The sequence below is a fragment of the Clostridium sp. YIM B02555 genome, from assembly GCF_022320955.1.
In the GTDB taxonomy this organism is placed as follows: Bacteria; Bacillota; Clostridia; order Clostridiales; family Clostridiaceae; genus Clostridium; species Clostridium saccharoperbutylacetonicum.
On sequence record NZ_JAKJJY010000018.1, the window covers coordinates 19,318 to 37,956 of the forward strand.

The 18,639-nt window shown below is 28.6% G+C and carries 18 protein-coding genes; all 18 read right to left on the reverse strand.

Annotation, left to right across the window (positions count from 1 at the left end; all coding sequences use genetic code 11):
- Positions 1-309 precede the first annotated feature (309 nt).
- The gene (locus L3B98_RS20630) at positions 310-720 is read right to left on the reverse strand and encodes a S1 domain-containing RNA-binding protein (RefSeq protein WP_015390290.1); all 411 of its coding nucleotides are present in this window, start codon (positions 718-720) and stop codon (positions 310-312) included.
- A gap of 140 nt (positions 721-860) precedes the next feature.
- A complete protein-coding gene (locus L3B98_RS20635; protein WP_015390289.1) occupies positions 861-1,154 on the reverse strand; it encodes a septum formation initiator family protein in 294 nt (97 codons plus the stop codon).
- Between the two features lie 76 nt (positions 1,155-1,230).
- A complete protein-coding gene (gene yabQ, locus L3B98_RS20640) occupies positions 1,231-1,623 on the reverse strand; it encodes a spore cortex biosynthesis protein YabQ (RefSeq protein WP_077359758.1) in 393 nt (130 codons plus the stop codon).
- 8 nt (positions 1,624-1,631) lie between these two features.
- Positions 1,632-1,925, reverse strand: coding sequence for a sporulation protein YabP (yabP, locus tag L3B98_RS20645; protein ID WP_077359756.1), 294 nt, complete (start codon positions 1,923-1,925; stop codon positions 1,632-1,634).
- Between the two features lie 131 nt (positions 1,926-2,056).
- A complete protein-coding gene (locus L3B98_RS20650; RefSeq protein ID WP_015390286.1) occupies positions 2,057-2,317 on the reverse strand; it encodes an RNA-binding S4 domain-containing protein in 261 nt (86 codons plus the stop codon).
- Positions 2,318-2,387: 70 nt separating this feature from the next.
- Positions 2,388-2,663, reverse strand: a complete 276-nt coding sequence (locus L3B98_RS20655; protein WP_015390285.1) for an HU family DNA-binding protein — start codon at positions 2,661-2,663, stop codon at positions 2,388-2,390.
- Between the two features lie 220 nt (positions 2,664-2,883).
- Complete coding sequence (mazG, locus tag L3B98_RS20660; RefSeq protein ID WP_015390284.1) at positions 2,884-4,335, reverse strand: nucleoside triphosphate pyrophosphohydrolase; 1,452 nt, start codon at positions 4,333-4,335, stop codon at positions 2,884-2,886.
- 15 nt (positions 4,336-4,350) lie between these two features.
- A complete protein-coding gene (locus tag L3B98_RS20665; protein WP_238918082.1) occupies positions 4,351-5,886 on the reverse strand; it encodes a polysaccharide biosynthesis protein in 1,536 nt (511 codons plus the stop codon).
- 97 nt (positions 5,887-5,983) lie between these two features.
- On the reverse strand, positions 5,984-6,535 hold the full coding sequence (gene spoVT / locus L3B98_RS20670; RefSeq protein ID WP_015390282.1) for a stage V sporulation protein T: 552 nt from the start codon (positions 6,533-6,535) through the stop codon (positions 5,984-5,986).
- Between the two features lie 253 nt (positions 6,536-6,788).
- Positions 6,789-7,814: a peptidylprolyl isomerase gene (locus tag L3B98_RS20675; protein WP_015390281.1), complete on the reverse strand. Its 1,026-nt coding sequence runs from the start codon at positions 7,812-7,814 to the stop codon at positions 6,789-6,791.
- Positions 7,815-8,009: 195 nt separating this feature from the next.
- The gene (mfd, locus tag L3B98_RS20680) at positions 8,010-11,510 is read right to left on the reverse strand and encodes a transcription-repair coupling factor (protein WP_077359752.1); all 3,501 of its coding nucleotides are present in this window, start codon (positions 11,508-11,510) and stop codon (positions 8,010-8,012) included.
- A 14-nt stretch (positions 11,511-11,524) separates the two neighbouring features.
- On the reverse strand, positions 11,525-12,100 hold the full coding sequence (gene pth / locus L3B98_RS20685; RefSeq protein WP_015390279.1) for an aminoacyl-tRNA hydrolase: 576 nt from the start codon (positions 12,098-12,100) through the stop codon (positions 11,525-11,527).
- Positions 12,101-12,112: 12 nt separating this feature from the next.
- On the reverse strand, positions 12,113-13,540 hold the full coding sequence (locus L3B98_RS20690; RefSeq protein ID WP_238918083.1) for a HAMP domain-containing sensor histidine kinase: 1,428 nt from the start codon (positions 13,538-13,540) through the stop codon (positions 12,113-12,115).
- Entirely contained in the window at positions 13,541-14,227 is a 687-nt protein-coding gene (locus L3B98_RS20695) for a response regulator transcription factor (RefSeq protein ID WP_238918084.1), read from the reverse strand.
- 145 nt (positions 14,228-14,372) lie between these two features.
- The gene (locus L3B98_RS20700) at positions 14,373-15,338 is read right to left on the reverse strand and encodes a ribose-phosphate diphosphokinase (RefSeq protein ID WP_015390276.1); all 966 of its coding nucleotides are present in this window, start codon (positions 15,336-15,338) and stop codon (positions 14,373-14,375) included.
- A 49-nt stretch (positions 15,339-15,387) separates the two neighbouring features.
- The gene (glmU, locus tag L3B98_RS20705; RefSeq protein ID WP_015390275.1) at positions 15,388-16,758 is read right to left on the reverse strand and encodes a bifunctional UDP-N-acetylglucosamine diphosphorylase/glucosamine-1-phosphate N-acetyltransferase GlmU; all 1,371 of its coding nucleotides are present in this window, start codon (positions 16,756-16,758) and stop codon (positions 15,388-15,390) included.
- A 238-nt stretch (positions 16,759-16,996) separates the two neighbouring features.
- Positions 16,997-17,272, reverse strand: a complete 276-nt coding sequence (gene spoVG / locus L3B98_RS20710; RefSeq protein WP_015390274.1) for a septation regulator SpoVG — start codon at positions 17,270-17,272, stop codon at positions 16,997-16,999.
- 275 nt (positions 17,273-17,547) lie between these two features.
- The gene (gene purR, locus L3B98_RS20715; RefSeq protein ID WP_015390273.1) at positions 17,548-18,363 is read right to left on the reverse strand and encodes a pur operon repressor; all 816 of its coding nucleotides are present in this window, start codon (positions 18,361-18,363) and stop codon (positions 17,548-17,550) included.
- Between the last annotated feature and the right edge of the window lie 276 nt (positions 18,364-18,639).

Sequence of the window (18,639 nt, forward strand, 5' to 3'; positions counted from 1 at the left end):
GGAATCGAACCGGTACGGTGTTTAACCACCGCAGGATTTTAAGTCCTGTGCGTCTGCCAGTTCCGCCACTTCGGCACAATTTGCTATCAACTAAGTGTCAACAACAAAGCTAATTATAATATATAATTATTATACTGTCAACATCTTTTTATTATAAAAAATATATGATGTAATTCAAATCAAAATTTATAATAAATCAAACAAATTAATTAGTGCAGAACAAGTTTTAAAGCATACACTTACAAACTATATTCTGCACATCAAATTCAAAATAATTCCATCTATAAATATTTATTGCAACTAAAAAATCTAATAACCTTTCTTTCCACCTTTTCCCTTAAATTCTTGATGCTTCTTTACATCCTGCATTCTTTCTTCACTATCCTTTAAGAATTTAGACATAATATCTTCAAAGTTCCCTGAATTAGAAGGTTTCTTCTTATCAGTTGCCTTCCAATCAATTTCTGCTGGTTTAACTGATTTCCTTTGAACATTTGCTTGTTTTATTGAAAGACTAATTTTCCCATTGTCATCTATTGAGATAACTTTTACCTTCACTTTATCTTGCTCGTTAAGATGCTCCCTAATATCCTTTACGTAAGAATCTGCAACTTCTGAAATATGAACTAATCCAGTTTTGCCTTCAACTTCAATAAAAGCTCCAAAATTCGTAATGTTTATCACTGTGCCCTCTACTATGTTTCCTGCCAATAAGGTCATGTTTAAAAGACTCCTCCTTAAATTTTAAAATATATAAATTATAAGAACAAACTAAATTATAAGTATGTTCTTTAATTAGAAATGCAATTTAATAGTTACTATAATTATCGAGCTTTACACATCTTTCTATATACTAAAAGCTAATTAGAATTTTTATTTGTTGTCTCACTATTAACAACTTTTTCGCCAGGTTTAATCATCCCAAGCCTCTCCCTTGCCAATTTTTCAAGATAATCAGGAGAATCGGAATTGATTTTTTCAGCCTCATCCTGAAGTCTTTGGTTTTTTTGATTAATCTCATCTAATTGCAGTTGCTTACTATCTATTTCTTTTTGAATCCTACTTATTGTTATACTTTGCCTAATGTAACTAAACGCAAAGAACACAATAAATCCAACAATTATTACTCTTTTTAATATTAACTTTTTTTTCATCTATAGAACCTCTATTTTGTAAATTCTCTTAAATCTATTGTAATCACTATATTGCTATTATTCAAGTAATTTTTTCTTATTTCTTTCTATCAGCAATTTTATACGCAATCATTTTTAATGGATACCTTATATTTTTTAATAGTATTCTAATTAATTTATAAAATAACTTAGCTATTATTATTTCACTTTTATAAAAATATTTACTTAGAAGTCTAAAGTATAATAAAGTAGAAATCACTATAAACATATATACATACGGAGTTAAAAAAGCATAATTAATATATAAGAGAAAAGAAAATACTATCAACGCAATAAGTACACAAAAAAGCATATCTTCTATCACATTCAATATTTTAAAAGAATTTAGTCCTCGTATCACTCTATATATATCAAATAATATTCCCGTTATAATACCTCCAATTACACTATAAATAACAAGATTGATCTGCATATTTAATTCTAATGGCATACTACTACCTACTTAAATAATTTACTTATTATAGTTTCATTACTTTTTTTAGATACCTTCCCATTATAAACTACAGATCCAATATTTCCAGCTATTATAACGTCACCATTCTGCACATCTAACTTATTCATTTTTAGATCTTCTCCCTTAATAGTTAAATTACCTAAACTAGTGGTTAAATCAATTTTTAATTCATCAAAACTTATAACTTCAATTACACCACTTAAAGTTAATTTTTTTCTATTCTCTAAAAATAAATTACATCTATTATCTTCAACTTTATTTTCCACTTTTTTCTCCATTAAAGATTCCTCCATTTATTTTTTCTTATATAATATATGTTTGTCTATTTCAATTTAGAATTCAGAACCTTTAATAAGTTAAGTATTTTTTATTTCTTACGTAAAAAGAGTAGATAAGCATTTCACTTTTTCTACTCCTTATCTTCTTCCCCTTCAATAATCACATACATTTCTTTTGCATCTTCTTTTTTAACATGTTCAGCTATGTTAATTATCTCAGCTTTTAAAATCCTATTTGCAAATGTTATTTGAATAATATCTCCTTCTTTTACTGATGTAGAAGGTTTTGCCTGCTTATCATTTATCAATATTCTCCCGCTTTCACATACTTCCTTAGCAACAGTTCTTCTCTTTATGATACGCGATACTTTTAAATATTTATCTAGCCTCATACTTTTCTCCTTTATTAAAAGAACCCGAGAAAACTCGGGCTCACATTTACGCTGTGTAAATTTAATTTTATTACTTATTTACTTTATCTTTAAATTCTTTACCAGCTTTGAATACTGGAACTGTAGTTGCAGGAATTTTTATAACTTCCTTAGTTCTAGGATTTCTTCCTTCTCTAGCAGCTCTTTCTCTTGTTTCAAAAGTTCCAAATCCAACTAATTGAACTTTTTCACCCTTTTCTAGTGCTTCTTCAACACTTTCAATTAAAGCCTTTAGCGCTAATTCTGCATCTTTTTTTGTTAATTTACTTTTTTCTGCCATGCTAGTAATTAATTCTGCTTTATTCACAATAACATCCTCCTTAAAAATCCAGTTTTATATTTTTAACTGTTTTCTTTATGTACTAAATTGCACCTCTTTATTATATAACCTCTTTAGCTAACCGTCTATAGAAAAACGCTTTCTTTTGCTACATATAACTAAATAATCCAATAAATCGTTACAATATAGTTCTTTTATAAAGTATTATTCTGCATAAATTAGAAAATTCCTTTATTAAATTGAAATATTAATCTATTTTTTTTGAAATTTCCCAAAGTTTATCCATTTCATCCAAACTTGTGTTAGTTAATTCAATGTTTTTTTCCTTTGCAACGCTTTCAATATAAGCAAATCTTTTTATAAACTTGTCTATAGTATAATTTAATGCCACTTCTTCATCAACCTTTAAAAATCTAGCAACATTAACACATGAAAATAGTAAATCTCCAACTTCTTCTGTTATTTTCTCCACATTTTCTGTATTATATACATCAATTACCTCTTTAAGTTCTTCTTTTACCTTATTTATTGCAAAACTTATATCTTCAAAATCAAATCCAACTTTTTTTGCTTTTTCTTGAACTTTGTGAGCTCTTAAAAGTGCTGGCAACCCTTTTGTTATTCCATTCATTTCTTCTGTAATAGTATTATACCCTTTTTCTTTTTTCTTTAAATCATCCCACTTTACTAATACTTCTTCTGAAGAGTTCAATTCACTAGATCTTTTAAAAACATGCGGATGTCTGCTTATCATCTTATCACAAATTGCTCCTATAACGTCATTTATATCAAAATATCCATCCTCTTTGCCTATAGATGCATGAAAAACAACTTGCAGTAATACATCTCCTAATTCTTCAATTAATGAATCATCATCAGCTTGATCTATTGCATCTATAACCTCATAACTTTCTTCTACTAAAGATTTCTTAAGAGATTCGTGAGTTTGTTCTCTATCCCATGGACAACCATTTTCTCCCCTTAATATCTCTATTATATCTAAAAGATCATTAAAATCTTTTTTATTATTCATATCTTTTGGAATGTATACTGATGTTAAATAATCTATATCTTCTTGCATATCTAATTCAAACAAAGGAATTTTTCTTATGCTTTCTTGACCCTTTATACCTGCTGCTCTTACATAATAAATATCTGTTTCATCATTATATTGATCAAGCAATTTCAACTTAACTTCTGAGGCTATTAATTGATTATATACCTGTGTTATAATCGTTCCTATACGCTTATCTAATATTTGATTTCCAATATCAAATGCATCTATAACTTTCAATCCTTCAATTGGATCTATTTTTATGCTTTCAATCATAGCATCAATAAAACTCACAGCTGGTATTATCTTATATTCCACGTTGTTCTCTTTACATAATTCTATTAAATTAAATACTGATTTTTCTGCTACTAATGGATGTCCTGGCACCCCATATATTAAATCTCCTAAACTATTATGCTTCACAAGCAAATCATTAGCTATGTTTAAATACACTTCATCAAAATTTTCTGTATTTTCATAAACATTATCATATGTTTCAAACTTAATTCCTTTTTCAATTAAGTAGTCAACTGTTGGATGCTTTTCTGTTCTTAAGAAAATATTTTTAGTATTTTCAAATTCATATACAGTTCCTATAGTTAATGCATCTTTATCTCCTGGTCCTAATCCCACTATTTTAATCATCAGATTACTCTCCTTTTATCTTCTTTTAAATCTATTCTTTATTTCACTAACATCAAATACTTTAAATACAATTATTAATATAATATATATTATCATACCTAAAAATATTGATATTAAGCAAGCTATGCCATTACTTATTGTATTTTTATATATAATATTATAACTTATTAATACAAGCAACATCATAATTGCAGCTGCATACGTTGGTTTTATTAATATTTCGTAAAAATTCAGTTTAACTTTTAATGTAAACTTCATTGTTATTATGTTTAATATACTCACTATTATATATGCACTGCAGCTAGCTATGACTGCTCCATATATATTAAATCTTTCTGTAGATACTAACATACAGGTTAATACAATCTTGATTATACATCCAGCTAGGAGATTAAGAACTGGTTTTATATAATTTCCAGTGCCTTGCAATATAGCAGTTGTGGTTTGAGTAATTATTATAAATGGGATTGACAAAGATAGATATCTTAATATTTCTATCCCATCAAACATTTTTGGAAAAATTAGTTTCATTACTTGTTCTGCCAAGAAGAAAAGACCAAAGGTACAAGGTATTGCAATTACAGATGCCATTTTCATAGATATATCCACTTTACTTCTAACATCTGCTTGTCTTTTTAGTATATAATTTTCAGCTATAATAGGAATTAATGATGTACATATCGCCATAGAAATAGTTAGTGGAATATTTATAATTACAGATGCTTTACCTGTTAATTGAGCATATAATACAGTAGCTTGTGTACTAGTAAAACCAGCTTCCAACAACTTCTGTGGCACCAAAATAGAATCAATTAAATTCATAACACTTCCAACGGTTGTACCTAATGATATAGGAATTGCAATTCTTAATATATTAGTTAATATTTCGGGATTACTTTTTATATTTCTTATTTTATAATTTTTTTTAATTTTTCTGTACCTTGAATATAAATATGTTCCACCAATAACTGCCCCTGCTGTAGCTCCAAATGCTGCTCCACCCGCTGAATATTCTATTCCCCTCGGCAAGAAAAATATTGCCAGTCCAACTCCAAAAACAACTCTCCCAATTTGCTCTAAAACCTGTGATATAGCCGAGGGCGTCATATTCTGCAATCCTTGAAAAAAGCCTCTAAATATAGTCACAAAAGATATAATCATAGGCGCAAAGGATATACCTATTAATGAATAATATGCTTTCTGATCCCATTTCAAAAACGTTATTATTGGCTTGGCAAAAAAGAATAGCACTAACGTAGTGCCTGTCCCTATTATTGTCATTAAAATAGCTGATTCCTTTATTACCTCAAAGCTTCCTGATATATCATGTATAGCATTTTTTTCAGATATAATTTTAGAAATTGCAACTGGCACACCAGAAGCCATAGCTATAAAAAACATATACATTGGGTATGACATTTGATAATATCCTATTCCTTCATCTCCAATCAACATTATCAATGGCCATCTAAAAAATAGTCCTAAAAATTTTGTTAGTATTCCTGCAACACCAAGAATTACACTTCCCTTAATTAGCGATTGTTTATTCATAAAACACCTCCAAACTTACATATTACTAATTAATTATTATTGTAAGTTTAGAGGTATTATTCCTGTTATTTTTCATATTGCAATTAAATTATAAATATTATTGTTCCATTTGTTTTCCTAAAAATGATGCTGCTGTTTCAACTAGTTTAGTTTCAACCTCACCAAGTTCTGCATCATCTTCTTTTGATAAAATAATTACAGCTCCAATTTCATCACCTTCTGCTATAATTGGTGATATAACTTGACTAGAATATGCTTTTTCATCATCATCATTATGTAATGGGATTACTGAATTGTTCGCTTTGCTTAATAATACAGTCTTTCTTCCAGTCATTATTTGTTCTAATTCACTGCTTACTTTTCTCTCTAAATAATCTTTTTTCGGTGCTCCGCTTATTGAAACAAAAGCATCTTTATCAGCGATTAATACAACATTTCCAATAACTTGTTGTAAACTTTCGCAATATTCTTTAGAAAAATTAGTAAGCTCTTCAATTGGTGAATATTTTTTTAGAATTACACCACCATCTCTATCTGTAAAAATTTCTAGTGGATCTCCTTCTCTAATTCTTAGAGTCCTTCTTATTTCTTTTGGTATTACCACTCTTCCTAAGTCATCAATTCTTCTAACAATTCCTGTTGCCTTCATTGGTTGTATAACCTCCTTTGAAACTCTATTAATTGGTTGCACTATTATTATTTGAATTTCTAGAAATTTTATACACTTATAGACAAATTTTATGTTAATTATTTTTCACTAATAATATGTTAATTAATTATATGCTCATCTAATTTCTTCAACACATCTTTCTTTAATATAACCATACAATAAATTAAGCCATTTTGAAATAATTCCAATTACTTCAAAACGGCTTAATTACTAAGTTAAATATTTACTAATACTATAATCTATCTTCATAAGTTTGAACTTTTAAATCTGTCTTCCATTCTGCAAGCTTATCAGTAAAAGCTTTATTTTGATTTTGTTGTAATAATGTAGATTTAATTTGATCCTTAACTTGATCTAATGGTGTAACTTGTGCTTGCTTTAACCCAGTAGCCTTAATTATATGATATCCATATTGGCTCTTTACTGGCGCTGAGATTTCACCTTCTTTTAAGTTCTTAAATCCATCAACAAATTCTTTAACTAATTGTGTAGTATTATATGCTTGGAACCCTAAGTCCCCACCTTTATCCTTGCTTCCTGGATCTGCTGAATTTTCTTTTGCCAGTGTTGCAAAATCAGCCCCAGCATCTAATTTAGCTTTTAAAGCATTTGCTTTTGTTAACGATGCGTCAAAATCTACTGATCCATCACCAGCTTTTTCAGCAATTAATATGTGCGATACTGTTGCACCAGCTCCAACTGTAAACTGACTGTCTTTATTTTCATTGTAATATGTTTGAACATCATCATCTGTAACTGTTATATCTTTCATAAGATTGTCTTGAACAGCTTGAATTATGAAATTATCTCTCATAAGTTTCCTTAATTGATCTTCTGTTAACCCATTTTGCTGTAAAAGTCCTTCAAATTGACCTTCCCCAGAATATTGAGCCTTATATTGATTAATTTGATCATCAACTTGCTTATTTAAATCATCATCTGATGGTTTTAAACCCAACTTATCGGCTTCTTGCAATAGTATTTTTTGATTTACTAAGCTAGTTAATCCTTGTTGTTTTGCTTGCTTTACTTGATCTTTAGCTTTGTCATTAGTTGCATAATCATCACCAAATTGTTGCTTTAATTGTGGACCAACTTGTTTGTCCAAATCACCTTTTGTTATTTTTTCATTTCCAACTGTTGCAAGTACTGTGTTTTGTATTGCTTCTGGAGTCTTTTCAACCATTTTGCACCCCATAGCAGATACCGCAATTGTTAACATAGCTATTGTTGCTATAATTTTTTTTATTCTTTTCAAAATTTTCCCCTCACTTATTCTAGATTTAAACATTAGAAAATAATTTGTCAAAACGAATTATAAATTTTGTATAAGACAATATTATCCCCTATGTTATTATAAAGAGTCATAACATTAGTATATCAATATTATTTTTATAATTCAATTTTTTACACTATTTTATTTACTTTACTATTCCTTTATATCAAACTTTTGTTACAATATTATGTCATTAAAAACTTCTTTTAAAAATTCTAACACATTTTCTTTCTTTACGCATTTTATTTTAAATGCAAAATATGGATTAGAGCCAAATTTTAACACCACACTATTTTTATATTTTTCCATTAAAATTTTGAATATATTCTTATAATCACTCTCATTTTCAGCAAACTTAAACAGCATTTCTTTTGGAGTCTCTTTTATTTCTTCTATAAAAATAGACTTAGCTCGGCTTTTTATATATGCAATATCCATTAAATTATATACTGGTTCTGGTATTTTAGAATACCTATCTTCTAATTCTTCCTTTATATCGTTGTAATCTTCTAACCCTTCAATTACAGCTATTTTTTTATAAATTTCAATTTTTTGAATTTCATCTTCTATATAACTTTCAGGTATAAATGCATCAACCTTTATGTCTAAAGTTGTTTCTATTGGTTCCTTTTGAATTTCTCCTTTTATGAGTTTAACTGTATCTTCAAGCATTCTACAATATAAATCATACCCTATAGATGCCATATGACCATGTTGCGATGATCCCATCATATTTCCAGCACCTCTAATTTCTAAATCTCTCATTGCTATTTTGAAGCCAGAACCTAATTCTGTAAAATCTTTCAGTGCTTTAAGACGCTTCTCCGCAACTTCTGTCAATACTTTATCCTTTGTATATAAAAGATAAGCATATGCAATTCTATTAGATCTACCAACTCTACCTCTTAATTGATATAGTTGAGAAAGTCCCATTTTATCAGCATCATAAATTATTATTGTATTAACATTTTGAATATCCATTCCAGTTTCTATTATTGTTGTACAAACTAGTACATTATATTCTCCTGACATAAAATCAATCATTACATTTTCAAGTTGTCTCTCTGCCATTTGTCCATGTGCAACTCCAACTTTACTTTCAGGAACTAAAGCTTGAACATACTTTGCCATTCTTTCAATATCTTCAACCCTATTGTATACAAAATACACTTGCCCATTTCTTCCAATTTCCCTAAGTATAGCATCTCTTATAAGCTGATCATTCTGTTCAACAACATAAGTTTGAATAGGATATCGTTCTTCTGGCGGTGTTTCTATTACAGAAATATCTCTAACACCACTTAATGACATATGAAGAGTTCTTGGAATCGGTGTTGCACTTAAAGTTAAAACATCAACATTTTTCTTTATTCCTTTAATTTTTTCCTTTTGTTTTACACCAAATCTTTGTTCTTCATCTACAATTAGTAACCCTAAATCTTTAAATTGGATATCCTTAGAAACTAATCTATGAGTTCCTATTAAAATATCCAAATTCCCTTCTTTAACCTTTTGTAAAGTTTCCTTCTGTTGTTTAGTTGTCTTAAATCTACTAATCATATCTATTTTTATAGGAAAATCAGAAAATCTATTTTTGATATTCTTATAATGCTGTTCAGCCAAAATAGTTGTTGGAACTAAAATTGCAACTTGCTTTCCATCCATAACAGCTTTAAATGCAGCTCTTAGAGCCACTTCTGTTTTACCATAACCAACATCTCCACATACAAGTCTGTCCATTGGTTTTTCTGATTCCATATCTAATTTAATTTCTTCTATAGATGTTAATTGATCTGGTGTTTCTTCAAATGGAAACTCATCTTCAAATTGTTTCTGCCATTCAGTATCCTTAGAAAACTTATGCCCTTTTACAGTGCTCCTCATAGCATAAAGTTTGACCAAATCTTCAGCTATTTCATTAATTGATTTTCTGGCTTTTGCCTTAGCCTTCTGCCACTCAGCACTTCCAAGTTTATTTACCTTTGGAGCTTTACCTTCACTTCCAATATATTTTTGAATTAAATCCAGTTGATCTACAGGAACATATAATTTATCTCCTTTATCATATACAATATCCAGATAGTCTCTTTTATGACCTGCAACATCAATTTGTTTAATTCCCTTGTAAACACCAACACCATGACTAGCATGAACTACATAATCTCCAGGCTTTAATTCTGCAAAGCTGCTTATTTTAGAAATACCCTTTCTTTTTGATTTACTAGCTTTTAATTTTCTTTTAGCTTCCCCAAAAACTTCTCTGTCTGATATTACACAAATTTTATATTCTGGATATTCAAATCCTTTTAATTGATTTCCAAACGTTATTACAACTTCACCATATTCAATTTTATCAACATCATCCCTATAAACGCTTTCTATTCCTCTATCCCTTAGAGTTCCAACTAAACGTTCTCCCCTAGCTCTTGTTCCTGATAATATTAATGTTTTATATCCTAAGTTTTTCTTACTTAAAATATCATCAATTAACAAATCTAATTGACCTTGATAATTATTCAAAGTTACTTGAACAGTATTTACTGACACTCTTGGTTTTAACCAATCTGTTGTTTTAGTTAATGCTTCAAAAAAAGCAAGATTTTTATCTTCAAATACTTCTAATATCTCTTCTTTATTAATTAATAAATTTCCTTGTCCTGGAAATATATCTCCTCTTTGTGAAAAAGCCGTAAAATTTTCTTCAAATTCCAAGTATGTAGAATCTAACTTTCCTTTACATCTTTGAACATTATCCATAACAAAAAAATAGTCTTTAAAATAATCAAAAAGACTTTCTGGCTCTTCTACAAAGTATGGTAAGTAACTATCTATAGCTTCAAATGATCCCGTTTCCTCTAACGACTCTAAATTTCTATTTAATATTTTTCTTAATTTCTCTATTCTTTCATCATCTTTATCTTTTGAAGCAATATCATTAAATTCATCTTTAAGTTTAGCACTTCCTGATTTTAATGCTTCATCTAAGATAATAACTTCTTTTGCAGGAAAAATATCTACTTTCTTTACTTTTTCAATACTCCTTTGAGATTCTGTGTTGAAAGTTCTAATAGATTCAATCTCATCACCAAAAAGCTCAACTCTATATGCATAAGTTGAACATGTTGGAAAAACATCTAATATTCCACCTCTTAATGAAAACTGTCCTTTGCCTTCAACCATTTCTACTCTCTCATAACCAGATTGAATTAATTTTCCAGATACTTCAGTAATATCAATTTCCTTGCCTACTTTTAACTGCATACTATAATCTAAAAATAAATTATGAGGCGTATACTTAGCTGAGAAAGCTTCTACTGAAGTTACTATTATTTTCTTTTGCTTATTCAAAATTTCATTTATTACTTTTAATCTTGCCCATCTTAAATCCCCAGAAATAGCATCAATATTATAAAAAACCATTTCTCTTATTGGGAAATAATATACTTCGTTAGTATAAAAAATCAAATCTTCATAAAGGTTTTTTGCTTCCATATCACTTTGAGTTATAATTATCATGGATTTATCTATATTTTCAAATATCCCACTTATAATATATCCTCTTCCAGATTCAGATGCACCATATATACCAACAGGAAATTTCTTATTCTCAAAGCTGCCTATAATATTTTGAAACTCTATACTATTTTCTAAGGGCTCTATTAACCCTTTTAATCTCATTCTATGCACCATCCTTAACTTATTGTACTTGCTTTAAACCCATTAAATTGATTCATAGCTGTTTTAACATCATTTTTTATAATTTCGGCAGTTGCATTTGTTGCTGCCTCTATACTCTCATCTAGAGTAACCATTTCTTCTTTTGAAAATTTACCTAAAACGTGTTTAACTAAATCTGAGTTAGGTTGTCCTACGCCTATTTTTATCCTTGAAAAAACTTCACTTCCTAGGTGTGCTATAATACTCTTTATACCATTATGACCGCCTGCACTTCCCTTTTCTCTTATTCTTAATTTACCTACATCTAAACTTATATCATCATATATAATTAATATTTCATCATTCTCTATATTATAGAAGTTTACTACTTCCCTTACACTTTCACCACTCAAATTCATATATGTTGTTGGTTTTAATAGTATTACTTTCTGACCATTAATAAAACCTTCCCCATATATACCTTTAAATTTTTGCCTATTTATTTGAATATTATACTCTTTAGCTATATTATCAACAACTTTAAACCCTATATTATGCCTTGTATCTTCGTATTCCTTACCAGGATTTCCAAGGCCTACAATTAAAAACATATCTTTTCCTCCCTAGTTTTGTTTATCTAATCTGTTATTTTTATATTTCGTAAGTGAAAATGTAAAAGTAACTCCCTCATCGCAATTATTTTCAGCCCATATCTCTTCCCCTTGTTGAATAAGTATCATTCTTACTATTGATAAACCAAGTCCACTACTAACCTTATTGGTTCTAGATTTATCTGATTTATAGAATCTACTCCATATATATATCATTTCATCATCTGGAATTTTAGGTCCATTATTATATATTTGTACAAACACTTTTGCACCCTTACGATATGTACTAATTTTTATAATTCCATTATTCCCACAGTACTTAATAGCATTATCTAAGAGATTCGTTATTACTTGCATTGTCTTATCTTCATCTGCTTTCACATAACAATTTTCGTCTTGTAACTCTACGTTAAGCATTATATTCTTTTCTTTTATACTTTGCTCATTATTTATAACACATAGTCTGACTAACTCATTTATATTAATTTTTTTCATATTAAATTTTAATTTGCCAGAATCTATTGCTGATAAGTCTAGTAAATCGCTAATTAATCTTGTGAGTCTTTTTATCTCAGTATAAACTATATCTAAATAATACCCTTCTTTTTCTTTAGGAATTACACCATCAATTATTCCAGCAATAAATCCCTTTATAGATGTCATTGGAGACCTCAATTCATGTGAAACATTTGATATAAAATCTCTTCTATTATTTTCGACTTTTTCTAATGATTCAGCCATTATATTAAATGAATTAGCTAACTGACCAATTTCATCTTTAGAGTATATACTAACTCTTCTATTTACTTCTCCATTTGCAAATCTTTTAGCAGCTTTATTTATTTCTGCTAATGGATTAATTAATATTTTTTTTGAAACTAACGATAACACTAAAGCTGCAAATATCATAGCTCCTAGCGCAGATATCCACACAATAATATAAATTTTATGTAATTGCTTACTTATTGTTGATAAAGGAGCTGTCATTACTATATATCCTTTAAATTCAGAATCATCAATTATTGGATAAACATACATATAATGTTCGTTAATATATTCTATAGGCTTTCCATTAACAAGTAGCTCCTTATCTTTATCTAGTATCTTTATGCTTCCTTCTATATTATTACTCTCTTCAGTTACAGATCTCATATATACATAATTAAACTCATCTGAAACAGTAATAACTGAATTTGCTCCAACGCTAGATACATTTACTATTGTTTGTAATTTATCTAATTGATCTCTGCTTTTTTCAAAATTATATTCCTTAACTGCATTAGCTATATATTCCCCATCCCGTTCAAATTGCATTCTTTTTTCTGAAAAATAAGATATTCTGAACCACATTGATAAAATCCAAGCTAATGATACTAGTACTATAGTTAAAATTATTGTAAATGTAATTATTAGTTTTTGAAGTAAACTTCCATTTTTCATCTAGTTCACCTCAAATTTATAGCCAACACCCCATACAGTTTGTATTTCCCATTGTTCTCCACCACTTAGTTTCTCTCTCAATCTTTTTATATGAACATCCACAGTTCTAGAATCACCTGGATAATCATATCCCCAAACTTCGCAAAGTAATTGATCTCTTGTAAAAACTTTATTTCTATTGTTAGCTAAATAATAAAGTAATTCAAATTCTTTTGGTGGCATTTTTACTTCTTCTCCATTATAAATTACTTTATAGGACATTGAATCAATTGATATATCACTTAACCTAATTACCTCATCTTTCATGTTTTCAGATGAGTATCTCCTCAATACAGCTTTAACTCTAGCCAATAATTCCTTGGGTTCAAAAGGCTTTACTATATAATCATCTGCACCAATTTCTAATGCTAAAACCTTATCAAAAGTATCTCCTTTTGCAGTAATCATTATAACAGGAGTTTCTTTCTGCTTTCTTATCCATTTTAAAATATCAATTCCATCTATGTAAGGTATCATAACATCAAGTAATACTATATCCGGATTATAATCCAAATATAGTTCTTGTGCCTCTTTACCATTTAATGCAATTTTAGTACTATAACCTGAACTTTTTAAATACATATCTATTACTTCGCTAATATTCTCATCATCATCAACAATCAAAACCTTTGTTGCAAATCCATCCACAAATTTCCCTCCTTAACTAAACTTTTATTTACCACTATATATAACATATATAAAAAATAGAATATATATTTGCCCTAATACATAGGACAAATACACATTCTCACTTATTCAAACTAATTTTTAGAAATATTTTAAGATAAGCTTTCTATTGTTCATACTCAAACAATTTACTTATTGGTTCGTCATCATAAATCCTTTTTATTGCTTCTGCAAATAAAGGTGCAACAGAAATTGACCTTATTTTATGGTTATCATTTTCCTCATTCAATGGAATTGTATTTAACATTACCAATTCTTCAATTGATGAATTATTTATCCTATCCATTGCTGGTCCTGATAACACGCCATGAGTACAACATGCATAAATATTCTTTGCCCCTAAATTTTTAAGTGCATTTGCTGCATTAGTAATAGTTCCAGCAGTATCTATCATATCATCAATCAATATGCATGTTCTACCCTCAATATCACCTATAATATTCATTATTTCACAAACATTAGCTTTCGGCCTTCTTTTATCTATAATAGCTATTGGCGCATGTAAATTATCCGCAAACTTTCTAGCCCTAGTCACACTTCCTAAATCTGGCGAAACAACTACAAGATCTTCCCTATCAATTAATCCTTTAGATATAAAGTGTTGAGCCAATATTGGAGCTCCAAGTAAATGATCAACTGGAATATTAAAATACCCTTGAATCTGAGGCGCATGTAAATCCATAGTTAGAACTCTATTTGCACCAGCTGCTGTCAATAAATCTGCAACTAACTTTGCTGTTATGGGATCTCTAGCCTTAACTTTTCTATCCTGTCTTGCATACCCATAGTATGGAATAACTGCTGTTATTCTCCCTGCTGATGCTCTCTTAAATGCATCAATCATAATTAACAATTCCATCAAGTTATTGTTAACAGGAGATGAAGTTGACTGAACTATGAACACATCATTTCCTCTAACAGTTTCATTTATATCAACAGATATTTCTCCATCACTAAAAGTTGAAACCCTAGACTGTCCTACTGGAATTTTTAAAATATCAGCTATATCTTGTGCAAGCCTACAATGCGAATTTCCAGTGAATATTTTTATATTTCTACCATGTGTTATCATAATTAAGAAGACCTCCTTAAAATTTTAGCTAGTTATAAAAATTAGGCTTTTACTTTTTTAGTCCTTTTTTTTCTACCCATCCACTAATATTTCTTTGTTTAGCTCTAGCAACTGCAAGTTCACCTTCCTTAACTTCAGAAGTAATAGTTGATCCTGCTGCAATATAAGTATTATCGTGTATTGTAACAGGTGACACTAAATTAGCATTACAACCTACAAAGCTATGATCTCCTATAATTGTCTTATTTTTGTTTTTACCATCATAATTTACAACTACTGTCCCGCACCCGAAATTACATTCAGCTCCAACTTCTGCATCTCCTATATAAGTTAAATGTGAAACTTTAGTGCCATCACCTATAGTTGATTTCTTTATTTCTACGAAATCTCCAATTCTAGCATGTTTACCTATTGTAGTTTCAGGTCTTATATATGCAAAAGGTCCAACTGTTGTATTATCTCCAATATTACTGTCTAATATAACTGAAGCTTGAATATCTACTTCTTCTCCAATTACACTATTAACAATTCTTGAATTTTGATAAATTAAACAATTACTTCCTATCTTAGTATTGCCTTCTAATATATTATTCGGATAAATTATTGTATCCTTTCCTATTTCAACATCACTTTCTATATATGTTGTTTTAGGATCTATTAAGGTAACACCATTTTCCATATGCATAAGATTTATTCTATTTCTAAGAATTTCTTCTGCTTGTGCTAACTGAACTCTAGAATTTACTCCTATAGTTTCTTCAAAATCAGTTATAACAGCACCAACTTTTTTATTATTAGATTTTAATATTTCTATAACATCAGTAAGATAGTACTCTCCTTGATTATTATTATTATTTATTTTTCCCAAAGCATCCACTAATAACTCAATATCAAAACAATATATAGCTGAATTCATTTCATTGATTTTTAGTTCTTCTTCATTACAATCTTTATGCTCAACAATTTTTAATACTTCATTACTTTTTCCTCTTACAATTCTGCCATATCCAGTTGGATCATCAACAATCGCACTTAATATTGTAGCTGAATTTTGATTTTCAATATGTTCATTAAACAATTTTTCAATTGTTGATTGCTTTATTAAAGGAGTATCACCTGCAAAAATTCCTACTACCCCTTTTTTTCCTTTCAAAAATTCTAGAGCACACTTAACCGCATGCCCAGTCCCCAATTGCTCAGCTTGTAATGAATACGATACCTTCTTATCCTCTATTCTTTCTTTAACAAGGTCAGCACCTTTTCCTATAATTACATCTATATCATCAATATCAGCACTTCTTATTGAATCTATAACATGTTTTAGCATTTCCTTACCACATACTTTATGTAATACCTTAGGTAAATCTGATTTTATCCTTTTACCTTGACCAGCAGCTAAAACTAGTGCACATTTATACATTATATATCACACCTCATTTATAATTTAAAATAACAAATCAAACTACCATACTTAACTTATTATTTTATCTTAAAACTATTTTTTTAAATTTATATAATTATTTAATTATACCAAATTAATTATATTTGAATCATATATATAATTCAAGCTATTACAAAGTTTAATATTTCATTTTATATTTAAATCTTACAAGAACAAAAGGAAGTTATAAAAACTTCCTTTTGTTCTCAAAAACCCATTACCCCTCTACAACTTCTTCTGAAACAGCTTTTTCATAAGCTTCTAAAATTGCAGTTTGAATTCTTTCCCTTGCTTCTGTATTAATTGGGTGAGCTATATCCTTAAATTCTCCATCTGGCGTTTTCCTACTAGGCATAGCAATAAATAAACCCATTTGTCCTTCTATAACCTTAATATCATGAATTACAAACTCATTATCAAATGTTACAGAAACTATTCCTTTCATTTTACCTTCTGATGTAATTTTTCTAATTCTAACGTCTGTTATTTGCATTTTACTCCACCCCTCCCAGTTGCTTAAAAAATTTAATATTTACTATATATTTCTCCACAAATTTCTAAATTCCTTTTTTATATTTGATAAATCCTGATAAAATTTATTTTTTTATGTAGATTTACATATAGTGTACTTTTTCAAAAGGGTTGTCCTATTTTATATTTATAACATCCACATATATATTAGAACTCAAATCATCAAAAGTGATTAAATTATATTAATTATTTTTAAAAAGAATTTAATTCTAATCAATTTCAATTCAAAATTTCTGATTAAGAAAATGTCTTTGAAGGCTGTATTCCTATAATTGTTGATTTATCAACTGCTTTTAGTTCCACAACAGACACATATTCATCGTCTAAAATTTTATCAATTTGCTTATTGTCAACCAAAACACCTATTCCTACTAATTCACTGTCAAATTCTTTTAATAAGTCCTTGATTCCAATTGCAGTTCCTCCACCCTTCATAAAATCATCAATAAAAATACATTTACTTGCTGGTTTCATTGATTTCTTTGATAAAGACATCTGTTGCAATCTTCCATTACTACCTGATACATAATTTATAGTAACTGTTGGTCCTTCTGTTACTTGACTATCTCTTCTTGCAATAACTAATTGTACTCCTAAATTTCTAGCCACTTCATAAGCTAGTGGAATCCCTTTAGTTTCAACAGTTATTACATAGTTAACATCTTTTCCTTGGAAACATGATGAAAGCATTACTCCCGCTTTACTTATTATGCTAGGGTTATACATTAAGTCTGTCATATATATTATATTCCCTGGTATAACTCTCCCATCATCACTTAATTGTTTGCATAATTCTAGTGCAAAAGTCTTATTTTCATCTTCACCACTTTGAGGTATATATTTTATTCCTCCAGCCACACCAGCTATTGTTTCAACTTTACCCATTTCAAGTCTTTCCAATACTTCACGAACAACAACTATATCTTCACTTATTGTAGATTTAGCTGCATTCAATAGCTCTGAAAATTTGTTTAATCCTAATATTTTATTAGGATTTTCTAATAATATCTTTGTAATAACAACTACCCTTTTATTCCTTGTAAACTTCTCCATAAAATCACCTACACGAATTTTTTTGATATTAAATCGCTTTAATATTCATATTTTATGCTATATTTAAATTAATAGCAATAATATTTGCCTATAAAGTTTATCTATATATTATAACTTGTTCACAATTCTATTTAATATGCATAAAATGTTATGTATTTATTTTTTTCTATGGTTGATTTTTAGAAAAATGTATATAATTATAGTTAATGTATAAAACTAATGATTTTTAAACTAAATTTTGAACTATACACAAAATTTATTTTCATAAATCTAAAA

Coding starts and splice junctions, on each gene's coding strand:
- mfd (WP_077359752.1), bottom strand. CDS start 11,510: ATGAGATTAAAAGGGTTAATAGAGCCCTTAGAAAATAGTATAGAGTTT.
- glmU (WP_015390275.1), bottom strand. CDS start 16,758: ATGTATAAATGTGCACTAGTTTTAGCTGCTGGTCAAGGTAAAAGGATA.
- yabP (WP_077359756.1), bottom strand. CDS start 1,925: ATGGAGAAAAAAGTGGAAAATAAAGTTGAAGATAATAGATGTAATTTA.
- L3B98_RS20690 (WP_238918083.1), bottom strand. CDS start 13,540: ATGAAAAATGGAAGTTTACTTCAAAAACTAATAATTACATTTACAATA.
- L3B98_RS20700 (WP_015390276.1), bottom strand. CDS start 15,338: ATGATAACACATGGTAGAAATATAAAAATATTCACTGGAAATTCGCAT.
- pth (WP_015390279.1), bottom strand. CDS start 12,100: ATGTTTTTAATTGTAGGCCTTGGAAATCCTGGTAAGGAATACGAAGAT.
- spoVG (WP_015390274.1), bottom strand. CDS start 17,272: ATGCAAATAACAGACGTTAGAATTAGAAAAATTACATCAGAAGGTAAA.
- mazG (WP_015390284.1), bottom strand. CDS start 4,335: ATGATTAAAATAGTGGGATTAGGACCAGGAGATAAAGATGCATTAACT.
- purR (WP_015390273.1), bottom strand. CDS start 18,363: ATGGAGAAGTTTACAAGGAATAAAAGGGTAGTTGTTATTACAAAGATA.
- yabQ (WP_077359758.1), bottom strand. CDS start 1,623: ATGCCATTAGAATTAAATATGCAGATCAATCTTGTTATTTATAGTGTA.
- L3B98_RS20665 (WP_238918082.1), bottom strand. CDS start 5,886: ATGAATAAACAATCGCTAATTAAGGGAAGTGTAATTCTTGGTGTTGCA.
- L3B98_RS20630 (WP_015390290.1), bottom strand. CDS start 720: ATGACCTTATTGGCAGGAAACATAGTAGAGGGCACAGTGATAAACATT.
- L3B98_RS20650 (WP_015390286.1), bottom strand. CDS start 2,317: ATGAGGCTAGATAAATATTTAAAAGTATCGCGTATCATAAAGAGAAGA.
- L3B98_RS20635 (WP_015390289.1), bottom strand. CDS start 1,154: ATGAAAAAAAAGTTAATATTAAAAAGAGTAATAATTGTTGGATTTATT.
- spoVT (WP_015390282.1), bottom strand. CDS start 6,535: ATGAAGGCAACAGGAATTGTTAGAAGAATTGATGACTTAGGAAGAGTG.